At 54.8% G+C, this 26,386-nt stretch carries 29 protein-coding genes; 14 read left to right on the forward strand and 15 right to left on the reverse strand.

All coding sequences use genetic code 11. From position 1 onward, the window contains the following. Positions 1-73: 73 nt before the first annotated feature. The gene (folA, locus tag AB8516_RS14705) at positions 74-571 is read left to right on the forward strand and encodes a type 3 dihydrofolate reductase (RefSeq protein ID WP_369161778.1); all 498 of its coding nucleotides are present in this window, start codon (positions 74-76) and stop codon (positions 569-571) included. Here folA and AB8516_RS14710 read toward each other — a convergent pair. From AB8516_RS14710 to apaG, 3 genes are read right to left on the reverse strand one after another with little or no spacing between them, the layout of a single operon-like run. Next, entirely contained in the window at positions 561-1,385 is an 825-nt protein-coding gene (locus AB8516_RS14710) for a symmetrical bis(5'-nucleosyl)-tetraphosphatase (protein ID WP_369161780.1), read from the reverse strand. The two genes, folA and AB8516_RS14710, sit on opposite strands and share 11 nt — an antisense overlap. Beyond that, on the reverse strand, positions 1,385-2,008 hold the full coding sequence (locus AB8516_RS14715; protein WP_369161782.1) for a DUF2238 domain-containing protein: 624 nt from the start codon (positions 2,006-2,008) through the stop codon (positions 1,385-1,387). The genes AB8516_RS14710 and AB8516_RS14715 overlap by 1 nt, the downstream gene beginning before the upstream one ends. Before the next feature lie 49 nt (positions 2,009-2,057). Continuing rightward, positions 2,058-2,441: a Co2+/Mg2+ efflux protein ApaG gene (gene apaG / locus AB8516_RS14720; protein WP_369161784.1), complete on the reverse strand. Its 384-nt coding sequence runs from the start codon at positions 2,439-2,441 to the stop codon at positions 2,058-2,060. Positions 2,442-2,583: 142 nt separating this feature from the next. Here apaG and AB8516_RS14725 point away from each other — a divergent pair, with 142 nt between their 5' ends. After that, positions 2,584-3,057, forward strand: a complete 474-nt coding sequence (locus AB8516_RS14725) for an ankyrin repeat domain-containing protein (RefSeq protein WP_369161786.1) — start codon at positions 2,584-2,586, stop codon at positions 3,055-3,057. A gap of 155 nt (positions 3,058-3,212) precedes the next feature. Then, the gene (locus AB8516_RS14730) at positions 3,213-3,374 is read left to right on the forward strand and encodes a hypothetical protein (RefSeq protein WP_154723060.1); all 162 of its coding nucleotides are present in this window, start codon (positions 3,213-3,215) and stop codon (positions 3,372-3,374) included. 15 nt (positions 3,375-3,389) lie between these two features. On the opposite strand, the gene coq7 is transcribed toward AB8516_RS14730, so the two are convergent. Continuing rightward, positions 3,390-4,034 (reverse strand): 2-polyprenyl-3-methyl-6-methoxy-1,4-benzoquinone monooxygenase, encoded by a 645-nt coding sequence (gene coq7, locus AB8516_RS14735; RefSeq protein WP_369161788.1) that lies wholly within the window; start codon positions 4,032-4,034, stop codon positions 3,390-3,392. Between the two features lie 330 nt (positions 4,035-4,364). Beyond that, entirely contained in the window at positions 4,365-5,549 is a 1,185-nt protein-coding gene (locus AB8516_RS14740; RefSeq protein WP_369161790.1) for a (Fe-S)-binding protein, read from the reverse strand. 101 nt (positions 5,550-5,650) lie between these two features. Between AB8516_RS14740 and AB8516_RS14745 the strand changes: the two genes are divergently transcribed. The 11 genes from AB8516_RS14745 (at position 5,651) to AB8516_RS14795 (ending at position 16,612) form a co-directional block, all read left to right on the forward strand. Next, complete coding sequence (locus tag AB8516_RS14745) at positions 5,651-5,962, forward strand: ferredoxin (RefSeq protein WP_369161792.1); 312 nt, start codon at positions 5,651-5,653, stop codon at positions 5,960-5,962. Between the two features lie 281 nt (positions 5,963-6,243). Next, the gene (locus AB8516_RS14750; RefSeq protein WP_369161794.1) at positions 6,244-8,010 is read left to right on the forward strand and encodes a hypothetical protein; all 1,767 of its coding nucleotides are present in this window, start codon (positions 6,244-6,246) and stop codon (positions 8,008-8,010) included. Between the two features lie 294 nt (positions 8,011-8,304). Continuing rightward, on the forward strand, positions 8,305-9,120 hold the full coding sequence (locus tag AB8516_RS14755) for an ABC transporter ATP-binding protein (RefSeq protein ID WP_369161796.1): 816 nt from the start codon (positions 8,305-8,307) through the stop codon (positions 9,118-9,120). Continuing rightward, positions 9,120-9,899 (forward strand): lipid asymmetry maintenance ABC transporter permease subunit MlaE, encoded by a 780-nt coding sequence (gene mlaE, locus AB8516_RS14760; protein WP_108289798.1) that lies wholly within the window; start codon positions 9,120-9,122, stop codon positions 9,897-9,899. Before AB8516_RS14755 ends, mlaE begins: the two co-directional genes overlap by 1 nt. A gap of 2 nt (positions 9,900-9,901) precedes the next feature. Continuing rightward, complete coding sequence (gene mlaD, locus AB8516_RS14765) at positions 9,902-10,381, forward strand: outer membrane lipid asymmetry maintenance protein MlaD (protein ID WP_108289799.1); 480 nt, start codon at positions 9,902-9,904, stop codon at positions 10,379-10,381. 3 nt (positions 10,382-10,384) lie between these two features. Next, entirely contained in the window at positions 10,385-10,687 is a 303-nt protein-coding gene (locus AB8516_RS14770) for a lipid asymmetry maintenance protein MlaB (protein ID WP_108289800.1), read from the forward strand. A gap of 224 nt (positions 10,688-10,911) precedes the next feature. Then, a complete protein-coding gene (gene trxA, locus AB8516_RS14775) occupies positions 10,912-11,238 on the forward strand; it encodes a thioredoxin TrxA (RefSeq protein WP_069123976.1) in 327 nt (108 codons plus the stop codon). Between the two features lie 175 nt (positions 11,239-11,413). Next, complete coding sequence (gene rho / locus AB8516_RS14780) at positions 11,414-12,670, forward strand: transcription termination factor Rho (protein ID WP_069123978.1); 1,257 nt, start codon at positions 11,414-11,416, stop codon at positions 12,668-12,670. Between the two features lie 614 nt (positions 12,671-13,284). Continuing rightward, positions 13,285-13,971, forward strand: coding sequence for an N-acetylmuramate alpha-1-phosphate uridylyltransferase MurU (murU, locus tag AB8516_RS14785; RefSeq protein WP_369161800.1), 687 nt, complete (start codon positions 13,285-13,287; stop codon positions 13,969-13,971). 100 nt (positions 13,972-14,071) lie between these two features. Continuing rightward, positions 14,072-15,493 carry a glutamate--cysteine ligase gene (locus AB8516_RS14790; protein ID WP_369161802.1) on the forward strand — a complete coding sequence of 474 codons (1,422 nt, stop codon included), beginning with the start codon at positions 14,072-14,074 and terminating at the stop codon, positions 15,491-15,493. Positions 15,494-15,565: 72 nt separating this feature from the next. Further along, positions 15,566-16,612 carry a M14 family metallopeptidase gene (locus AB8516_RS14795; RefSeq protein WP_369163295.1) on the forward strand — a complete coding sequence of 349 codons (1,047 nt, stop codon included), beginning with the start codon at positions 15,566-15,568 and terminating at the stop codon, positions 16,610-16,612. Between the two features lie 16 nt (positions 16,613-16,628). On the opposite strand, the gene lipA is transcribed toward AB8516_RS14795, so the two are convergent. The 10 genes from lipA to mreC form a co-directional block, all read right to left on the reverse strand. After that, positions 16,629-17,603, reverse strand: a complete 975-nt coding sequence (gene lipA / locus AB8516_RS14800; protein ID WP_369161804.1) for a lipoyl synthase — start codon at positions 17,601-17,603, stop codon at positions 16,629-16,631. After that, positions 17,600-18,247 carry a lipoyl(octanoyl) transferase LipB gene (lipB, locus tag AB8516_RS14805; protein ID WP_369161806.1) on the reverse strand — a complete coding sequence of 216 codons (648 nt, stop codon included), beginning with the start codon at positions 18,245-18,247 and terminating at the stop codon, positions 17,600-17,602. The genes lipA and lipB overlap by 4 nt, the downstream gene beginning before the upstream one ends. Before the next feature lie 50 nt (positions 18,248-18,297). After that, positions 18,298-18,567: a YbeD family protein gene (locus AB8516_RS14810; protein WP_069123989.1), complete on the reverse strand. Its 270-nt coding sequence runs from the start codon at positions 18,565-18,567 to the stop codon at positions 18,298-18,300. Between the two features lie 13 nt (positions 18,568-18,580). Next, positions 18,581-19,759, reverse strand: coding sequence for a D-alanyl-D-alanine carboxypeptidase family protein (locus tag AB8516_RS14815; RefSeq protein WP_369161808.1), 1,179 nt, complete (start codon positions 19,757-19,759; stop codon positions 18,581-18,583). Positions 19,760-19,784: 25 nt separating this feature from the next. Further along, complete coding sequence (locus AB8516_RS14820; protein ID WP_369161810.1) at positions 19,785-20,642, reverse strand: septal ring lytic transglycosylase RlpA family protein; 858 nt, start codon at positions 20,640-20,642, stop codon at positions 19,785-19,787. Positions 20,643-20,645: 3 nt separating this feature from the next. Further along, positions 20,646-21,650 carry a lytic murein transglycosylase B gene (mltB, locus tag AB8516_RS14825; RefSeq protein ID WP_369161812.1) on the reverse strand — a complete coding sequence of 335 codons (1,005 nt, stop codon included), beginning with the start codon at positions 21,648-21,650 and terminating at the stop codon, positions 20,646-20,648. Positions 21,651-21,656: 6 nt separating this feature from the next. Continuing rightward, positions 21,657-22,790: a rod shape-determining protein RodA gene (gene rodA, locus AB8516_RS14830; protein ID WP_369161814.1), complete on the reverse strand. Its 1,134-nt coding sequence runs from the start codon at positions 22,788-22,790 to the stop codon at positions 21,657-21,659. After that, a complete protein-coding gene (gene mrdA / locus AB8516_RS14835) occupies positions 22,780-24,624 on the reverse strand; it encodes a penicillin-binding protein 2 (RefSeq protein ID WP_369161816.1) in 1,845 nt (614 codons plus the stop codon). The genes rodA and mrdA overlap by 11 nt, the downstream gene beginning before the upstream one ends. Positions 24,625-24,903: 279 nt before the next feature. Continuing rightward, positions 24,904-25,392, reverse strand: a complete 489-nt coding sequence (mreD, locus tag AB8516_RS14840; protein WP_369161818.1) for a rod shape-determining protein MreD — start codon at positions 25,390-25,392, stop codon at positions 24,904-24,906. Continuing rightward, positions 25,389-26,294, reverse strand: a complete 906-nt coding sequence (gene mreC, locus AB8516_RS14845; RefSeq protein ID WP_369163296.1) for a rod shape-determining protein MreC — start codon at positions 26,292-26,294, stop codon at positions 25,389-25,391. Before mreC ends, mreD begins: the two co-directional genes overlap by 4 nt. Positions 26,295-26,386 lie beyond the last annotated feature (92 nt).

The raw sequence follows: 26,386 nt of genomic DNA on the forward strand, positions 1-26,386 counted from the left end.
TGAGCAAACAGCCTGCCGGATTGCAATCCCACTGCACCACACCAGTATTGACAGTGTTGGCAGGGCAGGTTGAATGAAGCCGATGATTTCCCTTATTGCAGCGGTGGCCAATAATGGTGTGATCGGGGTGGACAACGGTTTACCCTGGCGACTGCCCGCGGATCTCCAGCATTTCAAGTCGCTGACCATGGGCAAGCCCATTATCATGGGGCGCCGTACCTGGGAGTCTCTTCCGGGTCTCCTCCCCGGACGACGCCATATCGTCGTCACCGGTAATCGGGATTACCGGGCGGTAGGTTGTGAGCTCGTTCATTCAGTGGATGAGGCGCTGCAAGTCGCCGGTGAGGTACCGGAAGTCATGATTGTCGGAGGCGGAGGTCTGTATCGGCAGATGCTGCCGCGTGCCAACCGCCTCTATTTGACGCGGGTCGAGGCTGATGTGACGGGAGACGCCTTTTTTCCTGAAATAGACTGGAGTGAATGGCAAGAGGTCAGTCGTGATTCCCATCCTGCGGATGGGCGTAATCAGTTTGCCTATACCTTTATAGTATTGAATCGCGTCAACGTTTGATCGGGCAGGAGATCTGATAGGGTTTTGCCGGTTTGTTTTTACGCAGGCGCAGCGCTGTGAGCTCACCTCCCCAAAAGCAGCCGCTATCCAGACAGCAGATGTTGGCGCTCTGGCGGTAACCCAGGGTAGACCAATGGCCGAAAATGATGCGGTCATTTTTCGTCAGGCGTCCTGCTGCCTCGAACCAGGGGATCGCGCCGTTGTTCCGCGCTTCAGGGGGACCTTTCTCATTTAATGAGATACGACCGTCCCGGCTGCAATAGCGCAAACGGGTGAAACAGTTGGTGATGAAACGGAGCCGATCCATACCATCGAGGTTCTCCGACCAAAGGTCCGGTTGATCGCCATACATGACCCGGCAGAATTTTCCGAACTTGGGGCCGCGCAGGACATTTTCCAGTTCCCGGGCACATTTCATGGCGGTGGTTAAATCCCACTGCGGCGGTAATCCGGCGTGCACCATGCTGTATCCCTTTTTTTTATGGTGGGCCATCATGGGTCTGTGACGCAGCCAATCGATCAACTCCTGCCGGTCATGCGCTTCAAGAATATCCTTAAGGCTACCGTATTTATAGTGGCTGCGATTGCCTTGGGAGAGCGCCAGCAGATGCAGGTCATGATTACCCAGTACGGTGATTGCCTGATCACCCAGTGACTTCACGAAACGAAGCACTTGCAATGATTTGGGGCCGCGATTGACCAGATCTCCCGCAAACCAGAGCTTGTCCTTGGATGGATCGAATTGGATTTTCTCAAGCAGCCGCTGCAGCTCGTCGTAACATCCCTGAATGTCACCAATGGCATAGATCGACATCAGATCGCCCCGAGTCGAAACAGTTGCCTGTCGTGAATTTTAACCAGCAGGAGCTGGGCGCAGATGGCGCCGATAAGAGCCAGAAACATATCCGTCTGGGTGTCCCATGGATCGCCCTGGGTGCCCAGAAACGCCTCTGCTGCCTGTTCACTCATCAGTGCCACCCACCACTCGATCAGCTCATAGAATGCACTGAAAGCGAGACAGAAACAGACACAGAGAAAAAACAGCCAACGACCTGGTTTCAAGGGTGAGCGTCGCAACAATATCTCCCGCGCCAGCATGGCGGGTACGAATCCCTGAAAAAAATGTCCAATCCGGTCGTAGTGGTTGCGCGACAGTTCATAGCTGTCTCTGAGCCAGTTGAACAGGGGCACCTCGGCATAGGTGTAGTATCCGCCGATGATCAGTATGACGGCATGAAGCGCAAGCAGACGGTAGACCAGGATGGTCAAGGGAAAGCCTTGCCGGGTGTAATAGAGGAGTGGCAATCCGATCATGACGGGCAGGGTTTCCAGAAACCAGGTATAGCGGTCAGCGACCGGGTCGAGGCCGCTGAGAATGAGCAGCGAGGCAACACCGCCACCTAACCAAAGCAGTTCACTTTGAGCTTGCAGAGCCATGGTTACCTATACTATGTGGTTCGATTACAGATCAGTCGGTTGTTGTTTCTTAATGAAGACTGCCCGGACGGGCGAGGGAGAAGGGCGGTATCAGGGCGTCGAAATGGTTGCCCTGGCCATCGATCATGTCATAGCTCCCCTGCATACTGCCTACTGGCGTGTCGAGAACGGTACCGCTGGTGTAGCGGAAGGTTTCACCGGGATTGAGTTGGGGCTGTTCGCCCACCACGCCCTCACCTCGGACCTCCTGCACCTTGCCGTTGGCGTCAGTGATGATCCAATGCCGGTTCAACAGGCGCGCACTCGATTGACCGTCGTTTCGTATGGTTATGGTGTAAGAGAAGACAAAGCGATCTTCATTGGGGATTGATTGCGATTCCACGTAACGGGTTTCGACCTGAACATCAATCTGGTGCTGTGATTCCTTATCCATATATACGTGTTGACTCTGCTCTGGCATGTTTACGACTTCATATACTGCAAGGTTACTGAGGGGATGGATTGAGTGCAATGGGTTAAGAATTAAATGCCGGTGCCGATATTGGGGTTAAGTTACCAATTTAGAGTGTCAGCGAGTGAGAAACGTAAGTTTGACAGTCCTGCTGCTGTTGTTCAGCTCCGTCTGCTGGTCGGCGGAATCAACACAACAATCCCAGGCGCTGGTTTCAGCCGCCATGTTGGGGGATGTCGTTCGCATTAATGATCTTCTGGCGCAGGGTGTCGATGCCAACGGCACCAATCCTTCCGGCAGGACTCCCCTGCATATCGCGGCCTTCAACGGCAACCTGAAGAGCGTCAAGGCGCTCCTGGCCGCGGGTGCGGATCCCAACCTGGCGGATAGCAGAGGGATTACCCCGATTATGGAGGCGTCGGCATTTGGACATCTCGAGATTGTACGTTTGTTGTTGCAACGTGGTGTCGATGTGAACGCCTCTGATCAGGCGGGTAATACCGCCCTTGGTCTGTCGAACAGGGGTAAGCACGAAAAGGTGTCCGCCCTGCTTACTGAAATGGGTGCTATGGAGAGTCAGGATAAGGATGCCAAGTAGTGCTGTCTGGCAGATTGGTTTGATACTGATCAGTGTTTAGTAAGTAAAAGGATAAAGTGGCTGAATATTGAACAGTAACGTGAACAGGGTCTAAGTTAAGCTGGAAAACTACACGAATAATCTTAATTAAGTTATTGAATAGGCTTGTAAGGTAAATGAACAGACATCATCAACATCGTAAACCGGACTTCTTCGCCGTGGTCGTGGTGTTGGTCATGATCGGCTTTGGTCTGACATTGGCAGTACAAGTCAGTTTGGTTGATCGGCATCAGGTCGTGGACAGCGAGGTCACCGAGGTTGTACCCAAGGCGGGTTAGAAAACACCGCCGGCCTCAGAGATAGAACACCGATTTAGTCATCAATTTCGACGTCACTTTCATTGCAGCTTTGATGGGTGCGGGCAGATTCGCCCCGCCAGCCTCGAGCGCCACCGTTGCATGGTGGATCTCGTCCTCTTTCATCTGCTCGAGTATGGCAAGGCTCTTCTGATCCTGTGCCGGAATGCGTTGCATATGGTCATTCAAATGGGCCTCAACCTGATGTTCGGTCTCCGCCACGAAGCCAAGACTCCATTTGTCACCGGCCAGTCCCGCGGCTGCGCCGATCATGAATGAACCGGCATACCAGAAAGGGTTGAGCAGACTCTTCCGGTTATCCAATTCGTTGAGGCGGGTTTCACACCAGGCCAGGTGGTCATTCTCCTCTTGTGCCGCACGCTCCATGGTAGCGCGGATTTGCGGCAGTTTCGCTGTCAATGCCTGTCCCTGATAGAGGGCCTGGGCGCAAACCTCGCCGGTATGGTTGATCCTCATCAGGCGTGCAGCCAGATCCCGTTCCTGTTCGCTCATCTCCGCTTCATTGATGGTCTCGGCCGGATTGGCGCGCTCAGTCACCTGAGGCCGTCCGAACAGGGTGCGCAGGGCGCTGTCGATGCCGATCATGAAGTGGTCGGCGGAATTGAATCTTCGCTCTTTCATCCTAGGGCCTGTTAACGCTCATCCAATCGGCTCTGCTGGGACTATTTTTGTCCAGCAAGGCAGCAGCATGAGCGATGTGTATGTGTTCTACATGAGTGAATGATAACGCAGCTGGGCGGAAAAATAGACCCAGCCCTTCGGGTTGCGCCTGAAAAAGCGCCACTCGGCGTTGCTCGTCGTTTATTTGGAGTTACCAAACCTCTCTCCTCGCGCCTTGATTGGCGTTTTTTCAGGCGCAACAGAGCCGATTGGATGAGCATTAACAGGCCCTGAAAACATAGCTTTTTTCTTCAATGGGATACAGCTGTAGTCAGTAATCCTTTTAGCGCATCAGCCGGGCCATTGTCGATAGATAAGCTCGATAGGGTGCATGACCCGGACCTGTAGCCCGGCATCAGCGATGAGCTGGCGCAACTGCATTGCGCAGCCCGTATTGCTGGTGACGAGGATATCGACTTGGCCGGCTTGTAATTTTTCGATTTTCGCCTCACCCAATGTGGTTGAGAGTGAAGGTTGGGTGAATATATAACTCCCTGCCGCACCGCAGCAGACGCTATTGTCTGCCAATGGAAAGATCTCAGCCTGAGGGATTCTCTGCAGCAGCCTCATGCCGCCGTCATCACGACTGCTGCATGGGGTATGCACTGCAACTCTACCCGCATAGGGTTTCAGGGTGGGTATCTCCGTATCCGGCAGGGAAAGCAGGAGATCCGTCAGGCTGACTACAGGGATTTCACTGGCCTGCTGCTCCTGTAATTCAAGCTCACACGCGCTGGCCAGGGTAACCAGGGCTCGGGCATGGCTCCTTGCGGTTTGTTGCCGATTGGTCGAGCAGTATCGCTCCGCGCTCTCTTCAAATCCGTTGTGGCGATGTATGGCGCCGCAGCAACACTGCGTCTGCGGTATTTCGACCGCATAGCCAAGCCGGCGCAGCAGCGCCATAGCGCTTTCGAGGAGGGTCTGCTCCACCTGGGTGGAAACACAGCCGGTGAAAAGCTGTACCAGTCTTCCCTTGGGCAGGTCAGCGGGATAGAATCCGGCCTGGATGACGGCCGCGCCAGTGAGTTGTCCGCCCAGTTCTGGCAGACGTCTGTATCTGTCAGGCAGCAAGGCGGTAATCAATTGTGTAACCCCCAACTGTTTCACTAACCGGTAAAGTCGACTGATGCGTGCCAGTCGTTTCGGCTCTGTCAACTGAGTAAAGAGCCACCGCAAGAATGGTCTGCCTCGCTTGCGTCTGGCGATGAGGCTGCGGCTGGCATCCAGCAGTTGACCGTATCTCACCCCGGACGGGCAGGCGGTTTCACAACGGCGACACCCCAGGCAGCGGTCAAGGTGGGTCTCGGCGGCTGTGTCGAGATCGAGCTCACCCTCAGCCAGGGCCTGCATCAGGCTGATGCGGCCACGGGGCGAGTCAGCCTCGTTGGCAAGCAGCTGATAGGTCGGGCATTCGGGGAGGCAGAGGCCGCACTTTACACAGCGGTCCGCTTCGGTCAGCAGCTGATCAGGGGTCACGGTTAGATTGCGCGGGGCCGGAATTGATGAAACAGGCTCTATCATAACGGTTAATCGTCGTTGTATCATCGCCCGTGTGTCTTAAAGACTTTATTTGATCCATGTCCTACTATCGCCACCATCTTTTCTTTTGTGTCAATGAGCGTACCGATGGCCGTCCCTGTTGTGCCCAGCATGGGGCAAAGTCGATGCGTGACTACATGAAAGGTCGGGTCAAGGCGCTGGGGCTTACCGGGCCTGGCGGTGTCAGGGTCAATACCGCAGGCTGCCTCGATCGATGCGACAAGGGGCCTGTGCTGGTGGTCTACCCCGAGGCGGTCTGGTATACCTTTGTCGACCACGAAGACCTGGACGAGATCCTGCAATCCCATCTGATCGAGGGCAAGGTGGTCGAACGCCTGCTGGTGGGTTGATTATCGGCGGTGACCGATATGTGATTCCTGTCAGGATTGTATGATTCATTGCTAAAGAGGCGGGGAGAGCTGCCGCTAGTTTACTGACGCCGTGGTCGTAGGATCATAGCTGGTTTTTGGTTCCTTGATAAAAGCGTGAAGTGCGTCGGTATCGGGGAGAAAAAACAACCGGGTGATTGCTTATAATCACTTGCAATACCCGATTGATTGTATACTATTAAGAAATTAGTCTAAGTTTCTGCCCTTAATGGTCTGTTTCCTATGGGATTTTGGAGTTTGCCATGTCAGGTTTAGCCCGCTTATTAACCGTTCTGTCTCTGATGCTGCTGCTCGCTGCCTGTGGCGGTGGCGACCCCGATGTGCCTTGGGATTCATCCACAACAGGTGACACGGCTGATGGTGAGACGATTGACGATGCCGGTACTGCCGGGGCTGACATCTTTATCGGCAGCGGTTCAGGGAGTTCTTTCAATGCGGGTACCTTGGACATCGCGGTGACCTCACTCGCGGCAGGCGGTCAGACAACGATTACGGCAACCCTCGCCGATTCAGCGGGCAATCTTTACCAGGAGGCTGCCAACGTATCTTTTAACACGGATTGTTTTTCGACAGGATTGGCGACTATAGATACGCCCGTAGCTGCGAATGGTGGAGTGGTGACCGCTACCTATATCGCCCAGGGCTGTTCAGGTGCAGATAGCGTGCGGGCAACAGTTACAGTCAATGGTGATACCACAACAGCATCTGGTACGATCAATGTACAGCCCGCCGAGATCGGTTCAATGGAGTTTGTATCTGCTGAGCCTTCACTCATCGGCCTCAGAGGTGTTGGCCTGACCGAGGTCTCCCGGGTATCCTTCAGGGTACTGGATCAGAACGGTAATCCGGTTACTCAGCAACGGGTCAATTTCAGATTGAGTACCGATGTTGGCGGAGCGAGAATTGCTGTAGGGGCGGAGAGCGCAGTCAGTGATGTCAATGGATTGGTGGGAACGGATGTCAAATCAGGTACGATACCCACGGCGGTTCGAGTCACCGCCTCTTTGGATGCCAATCCACTGATCTCCACCCAGTCAGATGGTTTGATAATCTCAACCGGTATTTCCGACCAGAACAGTATGACCCTTGGTCCTGAGATATTTAATCCAGAGACCTGGCAATACAACGGTGTGGAAGTTGCCCTAACTGTCCATGCTGCCGACCACTTCAACAACCCGGTTCCTGATGGCGCCTCGGTCTATTTCACCACCGAAGGCGGACAGATCCAATCCCAATGCCAGATCGAAAATGGTAGATGCAGTGTCAATTGGACGAGTTCAAATCCACGACCGCAAGAGAATGATGTGCCTGACGGTATGGCGGGGCGGATCACTATCCTCGCCAGCATGTTGGGGGAAGAGAGTTTCATCGACGCCAACGGCAACGGTGTCCTGGATAACGGAGATCCCGCATTCGCTGACATACCCGAGGCATTCCGGGACGATAACGAGGACGGCGCCAAACATCCATCCCACGAGGAATTTGTGGATTTCAACACCAATGGTATCTATGACGGTGTCGGCAGCGATCCCAACTACAATGGCGTACTCTGCTGTGATACTGCTGCCGTGGCCGCGGCGGAAGCGGCGGTGGCCTCTGGTGAAGACCCAGGGGTCTGTTTCGGCGTCACGCCAGCCACTTTACCTGCCTGCAGCAGTGAAAAGAATATCAATGTACGAGAACAAACATTCATGATTATGGCGGAGAGTTTCGCCAGTATTACACTAATCGAGGGTGCGGTGGCTGCAGGCTCCTCGGCAACATTCGAAATAGTAGGTGCTGAAACTGGACAGATCATGCCTGCGGATACAAGCATTGCGGCCGAACTCGAAGAAGGTGACATAGATGACTCGTATTCGGTGCCAAATTCTGCTTTTAATGCCAGGCTAGGCAATCGAGGAGGATCCGATGAGTTCACGTTTAACATACCAGTCGACGCGATAGGTCCTCTGACGATTTTAGTAACAACACCAAATGGAAACGTCACTCGGCTAGATGTCATTTTTTAATCAATCATTATTTTAACTTTTATTATTTCAATGTTGGGTTATGTAGCAAGTAACCTCCGATACAGCATCTACGTGCTCTCCACATGGGATGGGGAGCCGGATTCTTACCCAAGTCTATTTTTAGTTGAGCCTTATTCAATTACGAATAGCATTTGGTTTCACCTTCCTGCCTGGTCTGTCTGGTAACTCAGTTATCCTTTGTATCGGCAAGCTACCACTTGACGCTCCTCCATCGCACAGCCACAATGCCCCGATCTTCAATCATCGGCAGGAACTTCCAGTTATAAGGCTACAGTGAACATTAGCGAACCACTGGTCAAAATCCGCAATCTCCACTTCGCCCATGGCGACAGGGCCATCTTCAACGGGGTGGATATCGATATCCCCCAGGGCAGGGTGACCGCCATCATGGGGCCCAGCGGCACCGGCAAGACTACCCTGTTGAAACTGATCGGGGGGCAGTTGCGTCCCAGCCGGGGGACGATCGAAGTGGATGGTCAGGATGTGCACAAGCTCTCCCGCAGGGCGCTCTATCGGCTGCGCATGCGCATGGGGATGCTGTTTCAGAGCGGCGCCCTGCTGACCGACCTGAATGTCTATGACAATGTCGCCTATCCGCTGCGTGAGCATACCGACCTGCCGGAGTCGATGATCCGGCGACTGGTGCTGATGAAGCTTGAGGCGGTCGGTCTGAGAGGCGCTCGTGAATTGATGCCGTCCGAACTCTCCGGCGGCATGGCGCGCCGGGTGGCCCTCGCCCGGGCCATCGCCCTCGATCCGATGATGGTGATGTACGACGAGCCTTTTACCGGCCAGGATCCGATCTCCATGGGGGTGCTGGCGCAGCTGGTGCGGCGCCTCAACGATGCGGCGCGGCTCACCAGCGTCCTGGTCTCCCACGACGTGGAGGAGACCGCCGGCATATCCGATATGATCTATGTCTTGTCCGGGGGCAAGGTGATCGAGTCCGGTACACCGCAGGCCCTCGGGGTGTCCCAATCGCCGGCGGTCAAGCAGTTCATGGGTGGGCTGCCCGACGGTCCGGTCCATTTCCACTATGCGGCACCCGCCCTGAACGATGATCTGCTGAGTATGCGGGGGGCGACATAGTGCTCGATGCATTGGCCCGCTTCGGCCGCCTGGGACTGGCGGCGATGGAACGTCTCGGACGCGGACATCTGTTGCTGATTCAGATTCTGGCGGGTATCACCAGTCTGCTGCCCAGGCTGGGATTGCTGATCACCCAGATCCACAGTATCGGCGTGCGGACCACCACCATCATCGTTGTCTCAGGTCTGTTTGTCGGCATGGTGCTCGGTCTGCAGGGCTATTACGTGCTGTCCCAATTCGCCGCCGAGGACAGTCTTGGTGTGATGGTCGCCGCTTCCCTGGTGCGGGAGCTCGGCCCGGTGGTCACCGCCCTGCTGTTTGCCGGACGCGCCGGTTCCGCCCTTACCGCGGAGATCGGTCTGATGAAGGCCACCGAGCAGCTCTCCGGCCTGGAGATGATGGCGGTCGATCCCATTCGTCGAATTCTGTCACCGCGGTTTTACGCCGGATTCATCTCGATGCCGTTGCTGGCCGCCTTGTTCAGCGCCGTGGGCATCATCGGCGGCTATTTTGTCAGTGTCGGGCTGCTGGGGGTCGACGAGGGTGCCTTCTGGAGTCAGATGCAGGCCAAGATCGACTGGAACGAGGATATAATAAACGGGGTGATCAAAAGTCTGGTATTCGGCTTCGTCTGCACTTGGATCGCTCTTTTTCAGGGGTATGACACCATCCCCACTTCAGCCGGTGTCAGTCAGTCGACCACCCGTACCGTGGTCCATTCCGCATTGGCGGTGCTGGTACTGGATTTCGTCCTGACGGCACTGATGTTCGGAGATTAGTCATGAATACAAGAGGATTGGAGATAACCGTTGGCGCCTTCATGGCGGCTGGACTGGTTGCACTGTTTTTTCTCGCCATGCAGGTCAGCAATCTGGCCAGTATAACCGCCAGCGAAGGTTATGAAGTGAAGGCCAGGTTTGACAATATCGGCGGGCTCAAGGTGAGATCCCCTGTCTCCATGGCGGGGGTGCGCATCGGCCGGGTGGTCGGTATCAGTTATGATCAGGAGAATTTCGAGGCGGTGGTTACCATGTCCATCGATCCGGCGTACAGTCAGATCCCGGATGACAGTATCGCCAAGATCTATACCTCCGGACTGCTGGGTGAGCAATACGTCGGGCTCGATCCCGGGGGCAGTCTGGAGAGCCTGCAGGGCGGCAGTGAATTGATGATGACCCAGTCCGCATTGGTGTTGGAAGAGATTATTGGTCAATTTCTGTTCAGCAAGGCGGAAGAAAACGCCATCAAGGATGAGCTTTAACCTATGACTATCACTAAAGTTGAACGGGATGGAGCATTCCGGTTTCATGTCCAGGGTGAGATGACTTTTTCGAGTGTCAAAGATCTATTGCTGCACTCCAATAAACTCTTCTCCGCGGTCGAGGAGTTGGAGGTCGACCTCTCCCAGGTCGATCATGCCGATAGCGCAGGATTGGCACTGGTGCTGGAATGGATGGCACAGGCAGCCGAGCGAAATGCCAGAATTGTTTTCACCGGTGTACCGGAATCCATGGTCTCCATTGCCCGCCTGTGCCAGGTTGAGTCGTTGCTGGAAGAGTGCACTTGAAGCGTAAAAAACGCGAATAGAGTGGAATGGCCGCCGTTTTTTTATAATTAGGCCTTGAAATATGATCAATTTTGGGATTGAATAATCAGTCCTATCCAGATGCCCCCCTCGATTTGTCTTTAAAGCTTGTCTCACGGTGCCGTTCTGGATTCATAGCGAGAATTAATGAAGCGGGATGACTCCGCTCAGCAATCCCCGATCATTCAGTTGGAGATCCTCAATCTATGAGTGAGCAGATTGTTCATGTAACAGATGATTCGTTTGAATCAGAAGTGCTTCAGTCGACGCAGCCGGTGCTGATCGACTACTGGGCGGAATGGTGCGGTCCGTGCAAGATGATTGCGCCGGTGCTGGATGATATTGCCGATGAGTATGATGGCAAACTAAAAGTGGTCAAATTGAATATTGACGAAAATCCCAACACACCACCCCGCTACGGCATTCGTGGAATTCCTACGTTGATGCTGTTTAAAGATGGTGAAGTTGAGGCAACGAAAGTGGGCGCAGTCTCTAAATCGCAGCTCGTGGCATTTATCGATAGTAACCTTTAAAAAAATCTCAGGCGTCGGACGTGCCGTCGCTGTCTGCCAAACAGAGTTCTCTGTAGACCACCTCGTTTCGTCCGGTAGCGCCTGATTAGTGAATCAACCAATAACCTCAAACTGCCCTGTGTGGCCAATCTCCCTTCCAACGGATTTCCCAGAATAGAACAACGCCTGAAAAATTATGAATCTGACTGAACTCAAGAAAAAGCCGGTATCCGATCTGGCTAACCTCGCTACCGAGATGAAAATCGAGGGAATGGCACGGACCCGTAAACAGGATCTGATATTTGCGATTCTCAAAGCCCATGCAAAGAAAGGCGAAAGTATTTTTGGCGACGGGGTATTGGAGATTCTGCAGGATGGGTTTGGTTTTCTGCGATCGGCGGATAGCTCCTATCTTGCGGGACCAGACGATATTTACGTCTCACCGAGTCAAATCCGGCGCTTCAGTCTGCGCACCGGTGATACCATTTCCGGCAAGATCCGCCCGCCAAAGGATGGTGAGCGTTACTTCGCACTGCTCAAGGTCGATGAGATCAACTACGACAAACCGGAAAATGCCAAAAGCAAGATTCTGTTCGAGAACTTCACCCCCCTGTTTGCCAACCAGCGTTTCCACCTGGAGATAGGCAACGGCAGTACAGAGGATATCACCGCGCGTACCATCGATCTCTGCGCACCGATCGGTAAAGGACAGCGTGGTCTGATCGTATCGCCGCCGAAGGCGGGTAAAACCATGATGTTGCAGAACATCGCCCAGTCGATCACCCATAACCATCCCGAATGCTATGTCATGGTGCTACTCATCGACGAACGCCCGGAAGAGGTTACCGAAATGGCCCGTTCTGTGAGGGGCGAGGTGATATCAAGTACCTTCGACGAGCCTGCTACGAGGCATGTGCAGGTCGCTGAAATGGTTATCGAAAAGGCCAAGCGGCTGGTTGAGCATAAACATGACGTGGTTATCCTGCTGGATTCGATCACGCGGCTTGCACGGGCCTACAATACCGTCGTCCCCTCATCCGGCAAGGTGCTGACCGGCGGTGTCGACGCCAATGCGCTGCACCGGCCGAAGCGTTTCTTTGGTGCCGCCCGTAATGTGGAGGAGGGGGGTTCCCTGACGATCCTTGCCACCGCCCTGGTGGATACCGGATCCCGGATGGATGACGTGATCTACGAAGAATTCAAGGGAACAGGCAATATGGAGGTCCACCTGGACCGGCGCATTGCCGAGAAACGTATCTTTCCCGCCATCAATATCAACCGTTCCGGCACACGTCGCGAGGAGTTGCTGATGAAGCCGGATGAGTTGCAGAAGATGTGGATTCTGAGAAAGATTCTTCATCCCATGGATGAGCTTGCGGCCATGGAGTTTCTCTACGACAAGTTGAAGGTCAGCAAGACCAACGACGAGTTCTTCGAGGCGATGAAGGGTTAGCGACTACCGGCGTCTATGGGTCTATTGGCACATATTAAGTCATCACTTTGTCAATCTGTGTCTAATATCGATAAACCCCCTGTTGTCTCGTGTACAAGCCTTTGCCGCAACGTGTGGCTTGTAAAAAAGGCGAACTAAAGCCATTCACTGGTTTCAATACCCCATATATCATCCAAGGAATGCGGGTTGATTTCCTGCCATACCGGGTTGTTGCGTGGACGATTTCCAGACTATTCGGTGCGACAAGCCGCACCCTACACTTCCACTACCCCGTATTTCCTCGTTCCCACGCTCCAGCGTGGGAATGCAGACCTCAGCACAATAGGAAAACTAGGTATGGATTCCCACGGGGGACCGTGGGAACCAGAATATAGCTACTTGTGGGGGTAAGGGAGAGATGGTATCTACATTGGTTTAGTGGTATCACCCGGATTGCGGCCCACCATCCTTTTGTGCCATTAATCTACCCTGCCGATCTACTATTTTTTAAGAACGGATTTTAGTCGTCATGTAGCCGCACTTGGGTCGCAGACACCTGTTCCTGCCACCCGGGGATGCGCATTTAACCAGAACCGGTTACATTGTTAGCAAGCTAACTAGCCACTGAAATAAAAATGAAAGCCATGATATTGGCCGCTGGTCGAGGCGAGCGTATGCGGCCCCTGACCGACAAACTGCCCAAACCGCTCCTGCCGATCGCCGGCAAGCCCCTGATCGTTCACCATATCGAAAGGCTTGCCGAGGCGGGTTTTAACGAGCTGGTCATCAATCATGCCCACTTGGGGGAGATGGTCGAAGCTGAACTCGGAGATGGCGCTGCCTGGGGGGTAGAGATACGCTATTCTCCTGAATCCGTGGCATTGGAGACTGGAGGGGGGATCTACCATGCGCTTCCCCTGTTGGGAGAGGGACCTTTTTTAGTGTTGAACGGCGATATCTGGTGTGATTTCGATTTTTCAGGCATGGACCTGAAACAGAAAGATGTGGCGCATCTGGTGTTGGTGCCCAATCCCGACCACCACTCGCAGGGGGATTTCCAGCTGAAACAAGGTCGGGTAAGTCAAGGCGGTGAGAGGCGCCTGACCTTCAGTGGGATTGGCGTCTATCATCCGCGACTGTTTGCATCCTGCAGGCCTGAAGCATTCCCGCTGGCGCCGTTACTGAGAGTCGCCATGGACAGGGGACGGGTATCGGGTGAGTGCTTCAGCGGCCTGTGGATGGACATCGGTACACCTCAAAGGCTAACTCGGTTGGAGCAATTGATCATGCAGGACAGGCCTGACGCCATCAGTGAATCGTGATGTCGATGACAACAGGATCCGAACGCATTAGCCTCAACCCCATCGATGGTATGTAAACGGCCGTTGTTCAATACTGGCGTTTTGGGTCAATGGAGAAACCATGGGACAGGAAATAGAATCGAGTGAATTCTCTGCGCACGATTTCGCCGAGTTTCAGCGCCGTCTCAAGCGAGAGACCGAACTGCTGGCCGAGTGGTTCGATGCGGGTGTATTCACCTCGGAAGGGGCCGTCGGGGGATTTGAGCTCGAGGCCTGTCTGCTCGACCGAAGGGCGGGACCGGCACCACTCAATCAACCCTTGTTGGAAAAGCTGGATGAACCTTTGGTGGTCCCTGAACTGGCGACCTTCAACGTCGAAATAAACAGCACGGCCAGGCTGCTGCAGGGAGATGTGTTTGAAAGAATGGCCGAAGAGTTGCAGCGGGTCTGGGACAAGTGCAATCGTTTGGCGCAACCACTGGGCGCCAGGATGGGCATGATCGGTATTATGCCCAGTCTTCAGCAACAGGCACTCACGCTGCATAACATGTCCCCCCTGAATCGCTACCAGGCCCTCAATGAACAGGTATTCAAGCTGCGACACGACAGACCATTGTTGGTACATATTGAGGGTAGAGAGACCCTGGATCTGCAACATGATGATGTGATGCTTGAGTCGGCGGCAACGTCGTTTCAGATCCATTTTCAGGTCGATGAAAAGAGCGCGGCGAAACTCTACAACCTTTCGAAAATAGCCTCAGCGCCGATGGTGGCCGTGAGCGCCAACTCCCCCTATCTGTTCGGTCACGATCTGTGGGACGAAACCCGAATACCCTTGTTTGAACAATCCATCGCAGTGGGGGCATCCGATTTGACCAAAAGAGTCAGTTTCGGCATCCGCTATGTTTATGAGTCGATGATGGAGAATTTTCTGGCCAATCTGCAACGCTATCCCGTACTGCTGCCGTTGTTGATGGATGAACCGGCCGAGAAGCTTGCCCACCTGCGGCTGCATAACGGTACCATCTGGCGATGGAATCGCCCGTTGATCGGTTTTGATGACAGTGGCAGGCCCCATTTGCGGATTGAGCATCGCGTGGTACCCGCGGGGCCAAGTGTTAGCGACTGCATTGCCAACACCGCCTTCTATTTCGGTCTTGTGAGCGGCCTGGCGAATCGCTACGAATCGCCGGAAAGCGACATGGGATTTATCCGTGCGCGAAGCAACTTCTACAATGCGGCACGGGAAGGTCTGCAGGCGGAGCTCTTCTGGTTCAACTGGAAAACATGCCGTGCCAAAGAGTTGATCAGGGAACAATTGCTGGGGGTGGCAAGAGAGGGATTGACGAGCCTCGGTATTGAAACGGCCTCTATTAATTTCTGGTTGGACATTATTCAGCAACGGGTCGTTCGTGGCATCAATGGCGCCACATGGCAGCGGCAGTGGGTGTCGCGTCATGGTATGGATTTTCAAGCCTTGATGGAGGCCTATCTCGAACAGCAGGAGAGCGGCAAACCGGTACATGAGTGGTCGCTGGATTAGTCTTATCAGGCCGAGTGGTGGCCCGATATGAGAAACCCGGGCTAGTCTCATCGATTCAGGTAAACTATGAGTATGCTGCAGGAATTCGATTATCTACCAGACAATCTGTTGGCCCTGGAGGCAAATCAGCTCGCCGCTCACCTTAGCGGTCCAACCCTGATTCATCTGCCCGGTAGAAGAGCACAACCGTTATTCGTCTCTGTGCTGATGCACGGCAATGAAACAGTCGGCTGGGAGGCTATACGGACCCTGCTGGCCCGTTATCAGGGAGGGCGGGATCTGCCACGGGCCCTGAGCCTGTTCATCGGCAATGTCAATGCGGCGGCCCGGGGGTTGCGCCTGCTGCCCGGGCAGCCCGACTACAACAGAATTTGGTGCGGCAGTGAAGTGGCTGAGACGCCTGAACATAAGGTTATGGAGCAGGTTGTTGAACGCATGCGTGAACGCAAGCCGTTTGCCAGTGTTGATGTGCACAACAACACCGGTCTGAATCCCCATTACGCCTGTATCAATCGATTGGATACCCGTTTTTTTCATTTGGCACTGCTGTTTTCCCGTACTGTGGTCTACTTTTTACGGCCGAAGGGAGTGCAGTCGATGGCCTTTGCCGATCTCTGCCCCTCGGTGACGCTGGAGTGCGGTAAGGTCGGCAGTGCCCACGGTGTCGAGCACGCAAGGGATTACCTCGAAGCCTGCCTGCATCTGGCGGAACATCCTCAGCATGCCGTGAGTCACCTCGATATCGATCTGTTTCATACCGTGGCTCAGGTCAAGATATCGTCGCTTACCAGCTTTGGTTTTTCACCGGGGGAGAGTGATATCGTTCTGGCTCCCGATATCGATCATTTCAATTTTCGTGAATTACCTGCGGGAACGCTGTTCGGCTGGATAAATGGCGTAGGTCTGGATGCCCTGGATGTCAGGGATGAACAGGGCGAGGCGGTGGTTGGCGACTATTTCTCCATTGAGGATGGTCAGCTCTGTCTGCACCGCTCAGTGATGCCCTCCATGTTGACCAAGGACCTCAATGTCATTCGACAGGATTGTCTCTGCTATCTGATGGAGCGTTATGATTCCCACCTGGCGCAACCGGTTTCCAATGCGTCAGGCTCTGGTTGATTGTCGAACCTGGCAGCTACCCCTGGATCAAGGGATTCGCCTGCAGATCCGCATGATAGGAGGAGCGCACCATAGGGCCGCTGGCAACACTGGAAAAGCCCATCTCCTGCGCGATCTCGCCCAGTTGCTCGAACTCTTCCGGCGAGACGAAACGGTCGACAGGCAGATGGTCCTTGCTTGGTTGCAGGTATTGGCCCAGGGTGAGCATCTCACAGCCGTGCTGGCGTAGTGCCTGCATGACTTCGAGTACCTCATCCCGCGTTTCCCCCAAACCCAACATCAGCCCTGACTTGGTGGGTAGATCCGGCTGACTCTGCCTGAAACGCTGTAACAGATTGAGTGAACCCTGATAGTCCGCTCCGGGGCGGGCTTGTTTATAGAGTCGTGGAACCGTCTCCAGATTATGGTTGAAGACGTCGGGCGGATGAGCTGACAATGCCTCAAGCGCCGGTTCGATGCGACCACGAAAGTCAGGCACCAGGATCTCGATCCTGATCTTGGGTCGTCGTTGGCGCACTGCCGATATGCATTGCGCAAAATGATTCCCACCGCCATCGCGCAGGTCGTCACGGTCGACCGAGGTAATGACCACATAGCTGAGTTCCATCGCGGCAATCGCCTCAGCGAGTTGTACCGGTTCATGCGGATCGAGGGGTTTGGGTTTGCCGTGGGCGACGTCGCAGAAGGGGCAGCGGCGGGTACAGATGTCCCCCATGATCATGAATGTTGCCGTGCCGTGGTGGAAACATTCGCCGAGGTTGGGGCAGGCGGCCTCTTCACAGACTGAACTCAATCCTCGTTCACGCAGGATGCGGCGAATGCGGCTGACCTCCTTGCCGAGCGGGGCCTTGGCACGGATCCACTTGGGTTTGCGCGGGAGGGTCTGCTGCGGTTCTACCTTGACCGGGATGCGCGCCAGCTTGGACTTGCCGCGTTGGTGACTTTCCGGTGTGGTGCGGGATGGCGGCAGGATGTCTTTGTCGAGGCTCATGGGTCTACTTCTGTATCGATGAAGGTCAGAGTGTAGCCTAAAGTTTGCGCCAGATGGTGGGGCAATTTTCGGCCGAGTGTGGCCAGGTCCGCATCTATCTGTTGATCGACCAGCTGGGTTACCTTGAGTCCGGGGTAACCGCAGGGATTGATGCGCGTGAATGGGGCGAGATCCATGTCCACATTCAGGCTGAGTCCGTGAAAGCTGCAACCCCGTCTTATCCGCAGGCCCAGCGAAGCCACCTTGCTTTCAGCGATATAGACACCGGGGGCGTCTCGGCGTGCAACCGCCGCGATGCCATACTCGGCCAGGAGTGATATCACCGCCCCTTCCAGATGGCCGACCAGGGTGCGAACGCCTATGTGGGCGCGTCGCAGATCCAGTAAAAGATAGGCGATAAGCTGTCCGGGACCGTGATAGGTGACCTGGCCGCCCCGGTCTGTCTTGATCACAGGGATATTGCCGGGATCGAGGAGATGTTCTGTTTTGCCGGCCTGTCCCAGGGTGAATACAGGTGGATGTTCGACTAACCAGAGTTGATCCGGACTCGAGGCATCGCGTGCATTGGTGTAGTCCTGCATGGCCTGCCAAGTCGTTTGGTAGGGCTGCAGCCCGAGTTGCCGGACCAGGAGATGAGAGGACACTTCAAGCGCTTCCGAGTGTATTGACGGATTATTGATTGGTGCGGTGGGCACTACAGCGCCATGACCACTTTTTCGTGGGCGCTGAGATCGAGGTAGATGGCATCGAGCTGGGCCTTGCTCTCCGCACGCAGGGTGATGGTGACAGAAACCCATTTCCCCCCTTTACTGAGCCGGCTGTTGACCGAGGTTTCCAGGAGCGCCTCCGTATGACGGCTTACCAGTTCCACAATCATCGCCTCAAATCCCGGCTCCGCCTTGCCCATCACCTTGATCGGGAAGTCACAGGGGAACTCCAGCAGTGTCTCTTCATCCTGGCTCATGATGATTTGGTCTTCACTCCAGCCACAACAGTGCGCTGTCTTTGATCAGCTGCCAGATATTGCCGTCGGCAATACTCTTCAGCGCCACCAGGGGGGCTTCAGTAACCGGTTCTCCATTCAGGGTGATACTGACATGACCGAGTACCTCTCCCTGTTTGACAGGGGCCATGATTTTCGGTTCGATCTCCAAGCGGGCATCGAGATTTTGATACTGGTGACGCGGAATGGTCACATTCAGGTCCTGACCGAGGCCGAGAGGCAGTTTCTCTTTATCCCCCTTCCAGATGCGCGCCCGGTTGAGCACCTCTCCTGCTGTGTAGAGCTGGTGGGTTTCATAGAAACGAAATCCGTAATTGAGCAGGCTTTGACTAGCCTGGGCTCTGGCCTCCTCTCCCTTGGTGCCCATCACCACTGAGATGAGGCGCATGCTTTCACGCTGGGCGGATGCCACCAGGCAGTAACCCGCCGCCTCGGTGTGGCCTGTCTTGATACCGTCGACACTATTGTCCCGCCACAGAAGCTTGTTTCGGTTGTGTTGGGTTATATCATTGAATACATAAGACCTGTCACTATACCAGGGGTAGTATTCAGGGAAATCGCGGATGGTGGCCGCCGCCACCTTGGCTATATCCGCAGGCGTGGTGTAGTGGTCATCGTCGGGCAGTCCGGTACTGTTGATGAAATGGGTGTTCGTCATGCCGAGTTCCCGGGCGATGTTGTTCATCAGTTCCGCAAAGGTGGCTTCGCTGCCGGCGATATGCTCGGCCAGTGCAACGCAGGCATCGTTGCCGGATTGAATGATCATTCCCTTGACCAGATCGATGACTTTGACTTTTTTACCGACCTCGATGAACATCCGCGAACCCGGTGTACGCCAGGCCTTCTCGCTGATCAGTACACTGTCTTCCAGGTTGATATTGCCCTGTTTCAATTCGCGAAATACCGCGTAAGCCGTCATGATTTTGGTCAGGCTCGCAGGCTCAAGCCGATTGCTTGCACCTTTTTCGGCAAGCACCTTGCCACTGTGAAAATCGACCAATAGATAACCTGAGGCGGCGACATCCGGGGGTGCCGGTGTTGGAACGGCGGCATAGGTTGCAAACGTTATCAGGCAGGAGAGCCACAACAGAGCGGTTTTTATGAATCTGGTCGGTGACAGTCGATGCATGGGTAGGGGTAATATCGTTGGCATAGTGATGCGCTATTCTATTTATCCTTCAGCGAATGACAACATGCGGGTTGGCAATTCCGAGTTTGCCGAGTTTTTGGCTCAGATGGTCAGCAAGCTCCACACTGGCAATCGGCCCCACCTGCACCCGATAGACCGGGCGTTCCGGGTGCGCGCTGTCTTCTATGAGTACACCCGCCTGTAAATGTTCCTCCAGCCTCTTTTTCAGGCGTTGTGCGTTCTCGGAACTGCCGAAGGCGCCAACCTGCAGGAAGAGCTCAGGCAGCATGTTGCCTTTTCTCAGTTTCACCGGTTTAGTCCTGACCGGCTCTATCTTGCTGCCGGGATCGAGACTGACCACCTCGACCAGGCCTGTTCCCTCACCGGTAATGCCCAGTTTCCAGGCTGCGGTATAGGAGAGGTCGATCAGGCGATTGTCATGAAATGGGCCGCGGTCGTTGACCTTGACCACCACACTGCGGTTGTTTTTCAAATTGGTGACGCGGACATAGCTTGGCAGGGGCAAGGTCTTGTGGGCTGCCGTCATGGCATACATATCGTAGGTTTCGCCGCTGCTGGTGCGCTGGCCGTGGAATTTACTGCCGTACCAGGAAGCGATTCCGCGGGCATTGTATCCCCGGCCATTGGTCATTGTGTAGTAGCGCTTGCCGAATACCTCATAGCTCTCGGGATTGCCATACCGGCTTTTGGGTTCGTCCTTGGGTACCGCATCGGGAATGGTTGCCATATCGGCGGGAGGGGGGTGGCGGTGACTGATGCCATCCCGGGCTGGGCTGCGTCCAACCTTGCTGGTGCTGCATGCGCTGATCAAGATCATCCCGCAGAATGCGACCACAATGGTCTTCGTCAAAACCCCGGCAGGCAATTGTATGCTCAAGCTTGTCATTATCTACTTGACTGCATCGGCCGCCTGTTTGGCGGCATTGATCTCCTGACTCAGTTGATAGACGGCCATGGCGTAGAGGTTGCTGTGATTGTAGCGTGTTATGACATAGAAGTTGTGCAGCCCCAGCCAAAACTCATGTTTCTCACCGGCATCCAGCTTTATCAGGCTGGTCAGTGTCCCGGGGGCGGGTGATTTGCCGTTCACCGGGCGGACGCCTTTGGCCAGCAGTTTGCCTACCTGGATGCTGGGCTTCATCCCGGCTTCGACAAAGGATTGCAGATCCTCTCCGCCATCGGTGAGCAGGGTAACGGGTTGGTTGGGTTTCCAGCCATGGGTTTTGAAATAACTGGCAACGCTGGCGATGATATCGGCATTGCTGTTCCACAGATCACGCCGGCCGTCGGCATCGTAGTCTACCGCGTATTCGCGATAGCTGCTGGAGATGAATTGGGGCTTGCCCATGGCGCCGGCATAGGATCCCATGGCGCTTTCGAGGTCGACTCGCTCTTCCCTGGCCAGCAGCAGGAACTCTTCCAGTTCGCGGCGAAAGAATTTCGCCCGTTTCGGATAGCCGAAGGCGAGTGTGGTCAGGGCGTCGATGACCCGGTAACGACCAGTGTGTTTGCCGTAACGGGTCTCCACACCGATGATGGCGACGATAATCTCGGCCGGTACGCCATAGCGTTCGCTGACGGAGGTCAGCAGGGCCTCATTCTCCTGCCAGAATCTGACCCCGCCTGCAATCCGGTCCGGCTTGAGAAAGATGGGGCGGTATTCGTGCCATGCCTTGGATTCAGCGGGGCGGGTGATTGCCGCGATGATGTCATCCCGAAAGGTTGTGCTGTTCAACAATTGCTCAACCCTTTCTGCGTTGAAGTTATGCTTGTTCGCCATCTCAAGGGCGAATTTTTTGAATTCTGTCGTCTGCCTCTGGGTGTGGGCGCATGCCTGTGTGGTCAGGATGAGGGTGAACAGGGGCAGAAGAAGGAGTCGGGTAATGAGTTGCATGATCGTTTATGTCGGTAGTAGTTTTTTATGGGTATGAATAGACATCAGCATACCGAAGCTGGCAAGAATGGTCACCAGGGATGTGCCTCCGTAACTGATCAGAGGTAAGGGTACACCTACTACCGGCAGTAATCCTGTGACCATTCCGGCATTGACGAAAAGATAGACGAAAAAAACCAGTGATAGTGATCCGGCAAGGATTCTGCCGAAGGTGTCCTGGGCCTGAGTGGCGATATAGAGCCCGCGCATAATGATAAAGAGGTAGAGAGAGAGTAGCGCCAGCACGCCCACCAGTCCAAACTCCTCGGAGATGACCGCGAAGATGAAATCGGTATGCCGTTCAGGTAGAAACTCCAGGTGCGACTGGGTACCGTTCAGCCAGCCCTTGCCGCTGATGCCGCCGGAGCCGATGGCGATTTTCGACTGGATGATATGGTATCCGGTACCCAATGGGTCGCTCTCCGGGTTGAGGAAGGTCAATACCCGTTGGCGCTGGTAATCGTGCATGAAGTACCAGGCGACTGGTCCGAGCGCAGCCATCAGCAAGCCTATGGCGCTAATCACGCGCCAGCTGATGCCGGCCAGAAAAAGGGCGAACGTACCAGCGGTCGCCACCAGGAGCGCGGTGCCCAGGTCGGGCTGTTTTGCGATCAGCAAAACTGGAATCAGGGTGAACAGGCCCGCAATTATCAATCGGGAAGGATTGGGTGGCAGGCGGTGTTCGGCCAGATACCAGGCGATCAGCATCGGCAGGGTGAGTTTGAACATTTCCGAGGGTTGAAAGCGGAGAAACCCGAGATCCAGCCACCGTTGGGCCCCCTTTCCCAGCTCACCGAACAGGATCACCAAAATCAACATGAGGACCCCGGCAGCATACAAAAAGGGAGACCAGCGACGTAAATTGGCGGGATGGATCTGGGCAAGTGCGATCATGGCGGTAAAACCGAATCCCAGGCGTATCAACTGCTTTTGCAGCAGTATCATCTCTTTGTCGCCGGCGCTGTAGAGGATGCTCAAACCAACACCTGACAGGATCAGTAAGCCGGTCAATAGTGGAAGATCGATATGCAACCAAGCCAGCAGTCCGCTGGCCTGCGCCGGCTGTGATTCGTAGAAGGTGGTGTAGTTCCTACCCCGCATCAGGTGCTCCGATGAGATAACGATCCATCACTTTGCGTGCTATGGGCGCGGCAACTGAACCGCCATGGCCGCCATTCTCGACAACCACAGCGATGGCGATACTGGGATCTTCAGCGGGTGCGAAGGCGATGAACAGGGCATGATCGCGTTTGCGTTTTGCAATCGTCTCTTCGTCATACTCTTCATCCTGTTTTATGCTGAATACCTGAGCCGTTCCGGTTTTGCCGGCAATTCGATAATGGTCGGTATGGATTGAGCGGGCGGTACCCCGGACGCCTTCGACGACCTGCGACATGGCATGAATGACCTGATTCCAGTGCATCGGGTCGAGCTGATGAAGGTCGTCCACAATCTTCGGACTCTCTATCAGTGTACCGTCGGGTTTTTCAATGCTATCAACGACTCTGGGGCGGATATGATGACCGCGATTCGCCAGGGTTGCAGTGGCGGAGGCGAGCTGCAGCGGGGTCGTCAGAAAATAGCCCTGACCGATACCGACGATCAGGGTCTCGCCTGGATACCAGGGTTCACGTTGTTTCTGCTGCTTCCATTCACGGCTCGGCATCAGGCCTGATAATTCGCCATCCAGGTCGATATTGGTGGGTTGGCCGAAGCCGAAACCGGTCAGGAATTCATAGAGTCTGTCGATGCCGAGTGTGCGCGCCAGCTCGTAATAGTAGACATCGCAGGACTCCACGATCGCCCGCTCCAGATCGACCTTGCCATGCCCCCATTTTTTCCAGTCACGATACTTGTGGTCTTTTCCCGGGAGCTGATAGTACCCGGGACAGTAGTTCTCCTGATGATAACCCACCACGTCGTACTCCAGGCCGGCGAGACCGATGAAAGGTTTAACGGTGGAACCCGGTGGGTATTGGCCACGGATGGCGCGGTTGAATAGGGGATTGTCGAGGGATTGCTCCAGCTCCCGGTAGGCCTTCGCACTGATACCCTCGACAAACAGGTTGGGATCGAATCCCGGTTTGCTGACCAGGGTCAGTACACCGCCGGTTTTGATATCGATGGCGGCGACGGCGCCGTTGTAGTCGCCCAGCGCCTCCAGGGCCGTAGCCTGCATATCCATATCCAGGAAGAGCCGCAGATTATCCCCGGGTCGCGGAGGTTGATTCTCCAGTACCCGCAATACCCTGCCCTTGGCGTTGACCTCTACCTGTTGCAGACCGACATTGCCATGCAACATGCTCTCATAACTTTTTTCGACACCATTCTTGCCGATGAAATTGGTGCCCCTGTAGTTGGAAGTGTCGATGATCTGGAGTTCTTGCTCGTTGATGCGACCGACATATCCCAGTAGATGGGCGGTCTTCATGCCTTGCGGGTAGTCGCGCAACAGGCTTGCTTTGACATCGACACCTGGAAAACGGTGACGATTGACAGCGATACGGGCAACCTCCTCATCCTCCAGGCGTACCCGAATCGGAATACTGTCGAACCGCCTGCGCTGTTTGCGCAACTGATGGAATCTGTTGATATCATCTTCATTTATGTCAATGATTTCACTCAGCTTTTGAATCGTGTAATCAAGGTTTTCAGTCCTCTCAGGGGTGATCTCCAGACTGTAGGCGGGGAGGTTTTGCGCCAGAATGGCGCCATTTCGATCATAGATCAGGCCGCGTGTCGGAGGGAGGGGTTCAAGTTTTACCCGGTTATCCTGGGACAGGGTGGTGTAGTGATCGTGGTTTTCCACCTGCAGGTAGAAGAGACGCCCAACCAGGATCAGCAGAACCAGAAGGACAAGAGTGCCTGAGGCGATGGCGCGCCCCAGAAACAACTGGCTCTCATGTAGATAGTCCTTGATCGAGGATTGGGGCAATCGAACCTCCCAGGGTCTGTCAGTGTTGATTCAATCGGTTCTGCCGGGGCTGTTTTTTTACCTCCAGCAGGACTGAATGGGCGCTGTGTAGTTATTCTACTATGAGTGAATGATAATGCTGCTGGACGCAAAAAACGCCCCAACCCCGCGGGTTTTATCTGAAAAAGCGACACTCAGCGCTACACATCGTTCATTTAGTATCACCAAACCTCTCTCCTCACGCTTTGTCTGATCCTTTTTTAAGGCACAACAGAGCCGATTGGATCAGCTTTAAAAAAACTAGCTGATGTGGAAACGGCGTCGCATGTCCCGAAGAATAATAAAAACCCAGGGCCATAGCAGGGTGCTGATCAAAGGTGTTATCCAGTACCAGAGCGAGGGAGTCGGATAGCCTGCCGCTCCCGTTGACCACAAAGCCAGCAGACGTTCCACGAGTAGCAGGATAAAAATCGTGAAGACTTGCTGACGCAACGGCATGACACGGACTCGCAGATGCAATTTCAACATAATATAGGCGATTACCGAGAATCCCAGGGCATGCTGGCCTAGCAGCGTACCGGTGAGTACATCCAGCAACAGGCCTGTTGTCCAGCTGATACCGACGCCAATGCGTTCAGGCACGGCCATGCACCAGTAGATCAGGATCAGGGCGACCCATTGCGGACGATAGGCGGTGGCCCACTCGGGCAACGGAATGATGGTCAGGATAAACCCGATCAGCAGGGTTAAGGTGATGATATAGTTGCGGGATTGCGCTTGATTGATCACTCGCCCGCCTCCCCGGTCGGTGCAGTTGACGCCGGTAGCGCTTCGTCCTCCTCTGTTGGCATGGAATCCGCAACGATGTCGGGATCCAGGGTCCATACCAGTAATACTTCGCGTATGCGATCCAGATGGGCGGTCGTTTGTGCGATAACCGAGGCGAAGGGTTGTCCAGGCTCGCGCCTCACATCAATCACTTCGGCCACGGGATAGCCGGGCGGAAAGCTGCCCCCCATACCTGAGGTGGTCAGCAGGTCGCCTATCTTGATATCGGCATTGTTAGGAAGATGGGGCAGTTCGAGACGGTTGATCAAGCCGGTACCCAGGGCGATGGTTCGCAGACCGTTGCGGCTGACCTGAACCGGGAGGGCATGGGCGGCATCGGTGATCAACAGCACACTGGCGCTGAACGGGTTGATATGGGTTACCTGTCCGACTACGGCATTTGCATCGACCACCGGCTGGCCTACGAACAACCCTGAGGTTTTCCCTTTGTTTATCAATACTTGTTGCCGGAATGGGTCCTGTTCCACGGCGACCAGCTCTGCGATCAACACCCGGTCTCCAACCTTGAACGAAGAGTCCAAAAGGCCTCTCAGGCGCATGTTTTCCGCTTCCAGGGCTTCGAATTTCTGCTGTCTCGCACGCAGCAGCAGATTTTCCGCATGCAGCCTGTCGCGCTCTGCCTCGAGTTCGCTGCGACTATTGATGGCGTCACTGGCGGACTCACTTAAAAGTAGGGGCAACGAGGCGAGATATTGCACCGGGAAGAGCAGTACCGAGAGTCCGGAGCGTAGTGACTCCAGATGGTTGTAGCGATGATCCAGGACCATGATTGCGATGGACAGCAGCACGGCAGCCACCAGCCTGGTGGTGATCGAGGGACCCTGTGTAAAAATGAGTTTAATGGCTGAATGACTCCACTTTCAATTCACTGGCTCCCTGCATCGTGCTAATGGTGTCGTTATGGGATTCGGTCTCCATCCAGTTGCAGGGGGGC

The sequence above is a fragment of the Candidatus Thiodiazotropha sp. LNASS1 genome (genome assembly GCF_964212655.1).
Taxonomy (GTDB): Bacteria; Pseudomonadota; Gammaproteobacteria; order Chromatiales; family Chromatiaceae; genus Thiodiazotropha.

Bases quoted from the DNA above. Each gene is read 5' to 3' on its own strand.
- folA (WP_369161778.1), top strand. From the start codon at position 74: ATGAAGCCGATGATTTCCCTTATTGCAGCGGTGGCCAATAATGGTGTG.
- AB8516_RS14710 (WP_369161780.1), bottom strand. From the start codon at position 1,385: ATGTCGATCTATGCCATTGGTGACATTCAGGGATGTTACGACGAGCTG.
- AB8516_RS14715 (WP_369161782.1), bottom strand. From the start codon at position 2,008: ATGGCTCTGCAAGCTCAAAGTGAACTGCTTTGGTTAGGTGGCGGTGTT.
- apaG (WP_369161784.1), bottom strand. From the start codon at position 2,441: ATGGATAAGGAATCACAGCACCAGATTGATGTTCAGGTCGAAACCCGT.
- AB8516_RS14730 (WP_154723060.1), top strand. From the start codon at position 3,213: ATGAACAGACATCATCAACATCGTAAACCGGACTTCTTCGCCGTGGTC.
- coq7 (WP_369161788.1), bottom strand. From the start codon at position 4,034: ATGAAAGAGCGAAGATTCAATTCCGCCGACCACTTCATGATCGGCATC.
- AB8516_RS14745 (WP_369161792.1), top strand. From the start codon at position 5,651: ATGTCCTACTATCGCCACCATCTTTTCTTTTGTGTCAATGAGCGTACC.
- AB8516_RS14750 (WP_369161794.1), top strand. From the start codon at position 6,244: ATGTCAGGTTTAGCCCGCTTATTAACCGTTCTGTCTCTGATGCTGCTG.
- mlaD (WP_108289799.1), top strand. From the start codon at position 9,902: ATGAATACAAGAGGATTGGAGATAACCGTTGGCGCCTTCATGGCGGCT.
- AB8516_RS14770 (WP_108289800.1), top strand. From the start codon at position 10,385: ATGACTATCACTAAAGTTGAACGGGATGGAGCATTCCGGTTTCATGTC.
- trxA (WP_069123976.1), top strand. From the start codon at position 10,912: ATGAGTGAGCAGATTGTTCATGTAACAGATGATTCGTTTGAATCAGAA.
- rho (WP_069123978.1), top strand. From the start codon at position 11,414: ATGAATCTGACTGAACTCAAGAAAAAGCCGGTATCCGATCTGGCTAAC.
- murU (WP_369161800.1), top strand. From the start codon at position 13,285: ATGAAAGCCATGATATTGGCCGCTGGTCGAGGCGAGCGTATGCGGCCC.
- AB8516_RS14790 (WP_369161802.1), top strand. From the start codon at position 14,072: ATGGGACAGGAAATAGAATCGAGTGAATTCTCTGCGCACGATTTCGCC.
- AB8516_RS14795 (WP_369163295.1), top strand. From the start codon at position 15,566: ATGCTGCAGGAATTCGATTATCTACCAGACAATCTGTTGGCCCTGGAG.
- lipA (WP_369161804.1), bottom strand. From the start codon at position 17,603: ATGAGCCTCGACAAAGACATCCTGCCGCCATCCCGCACCACACCGGAA.
- AB8516_RS14810 (WP_069123989.1), bottom strand. From the start codon at position 18,567: ATGAGCCAGGATGAAGAGACACTGCTGGAGTTCCCCTGTGACTTCCCG.
- AB8516_RS14815 (WP_369161808.1), bottom strand. From the start codon at position 19,759: ATGCCAACGATATTACCCCTACCCATGCATCGACTGTCACCGACCAGA.
- AB8516_RS14820 (WP_369161810.1), bottom strand. From the start codon at position 20,642: ATGACAAGCTTGAGCATACAATTGCCTGCCGGGGTTTTGACGAAGACC.
- mltB (WP_369161812.1), bottom strand. From the start codon at position 21,650: ATGCAACTCATTACCCGACTCCTTCTTCTGCCCCTGTTCACCCTCATC.
- rodA (WP_369161814.1), bottom strand. From the start codon at position 22,790: ATGCGGGGTAGGAACTACACCACCTTCTACGAATCACAGCCGGCGCAG.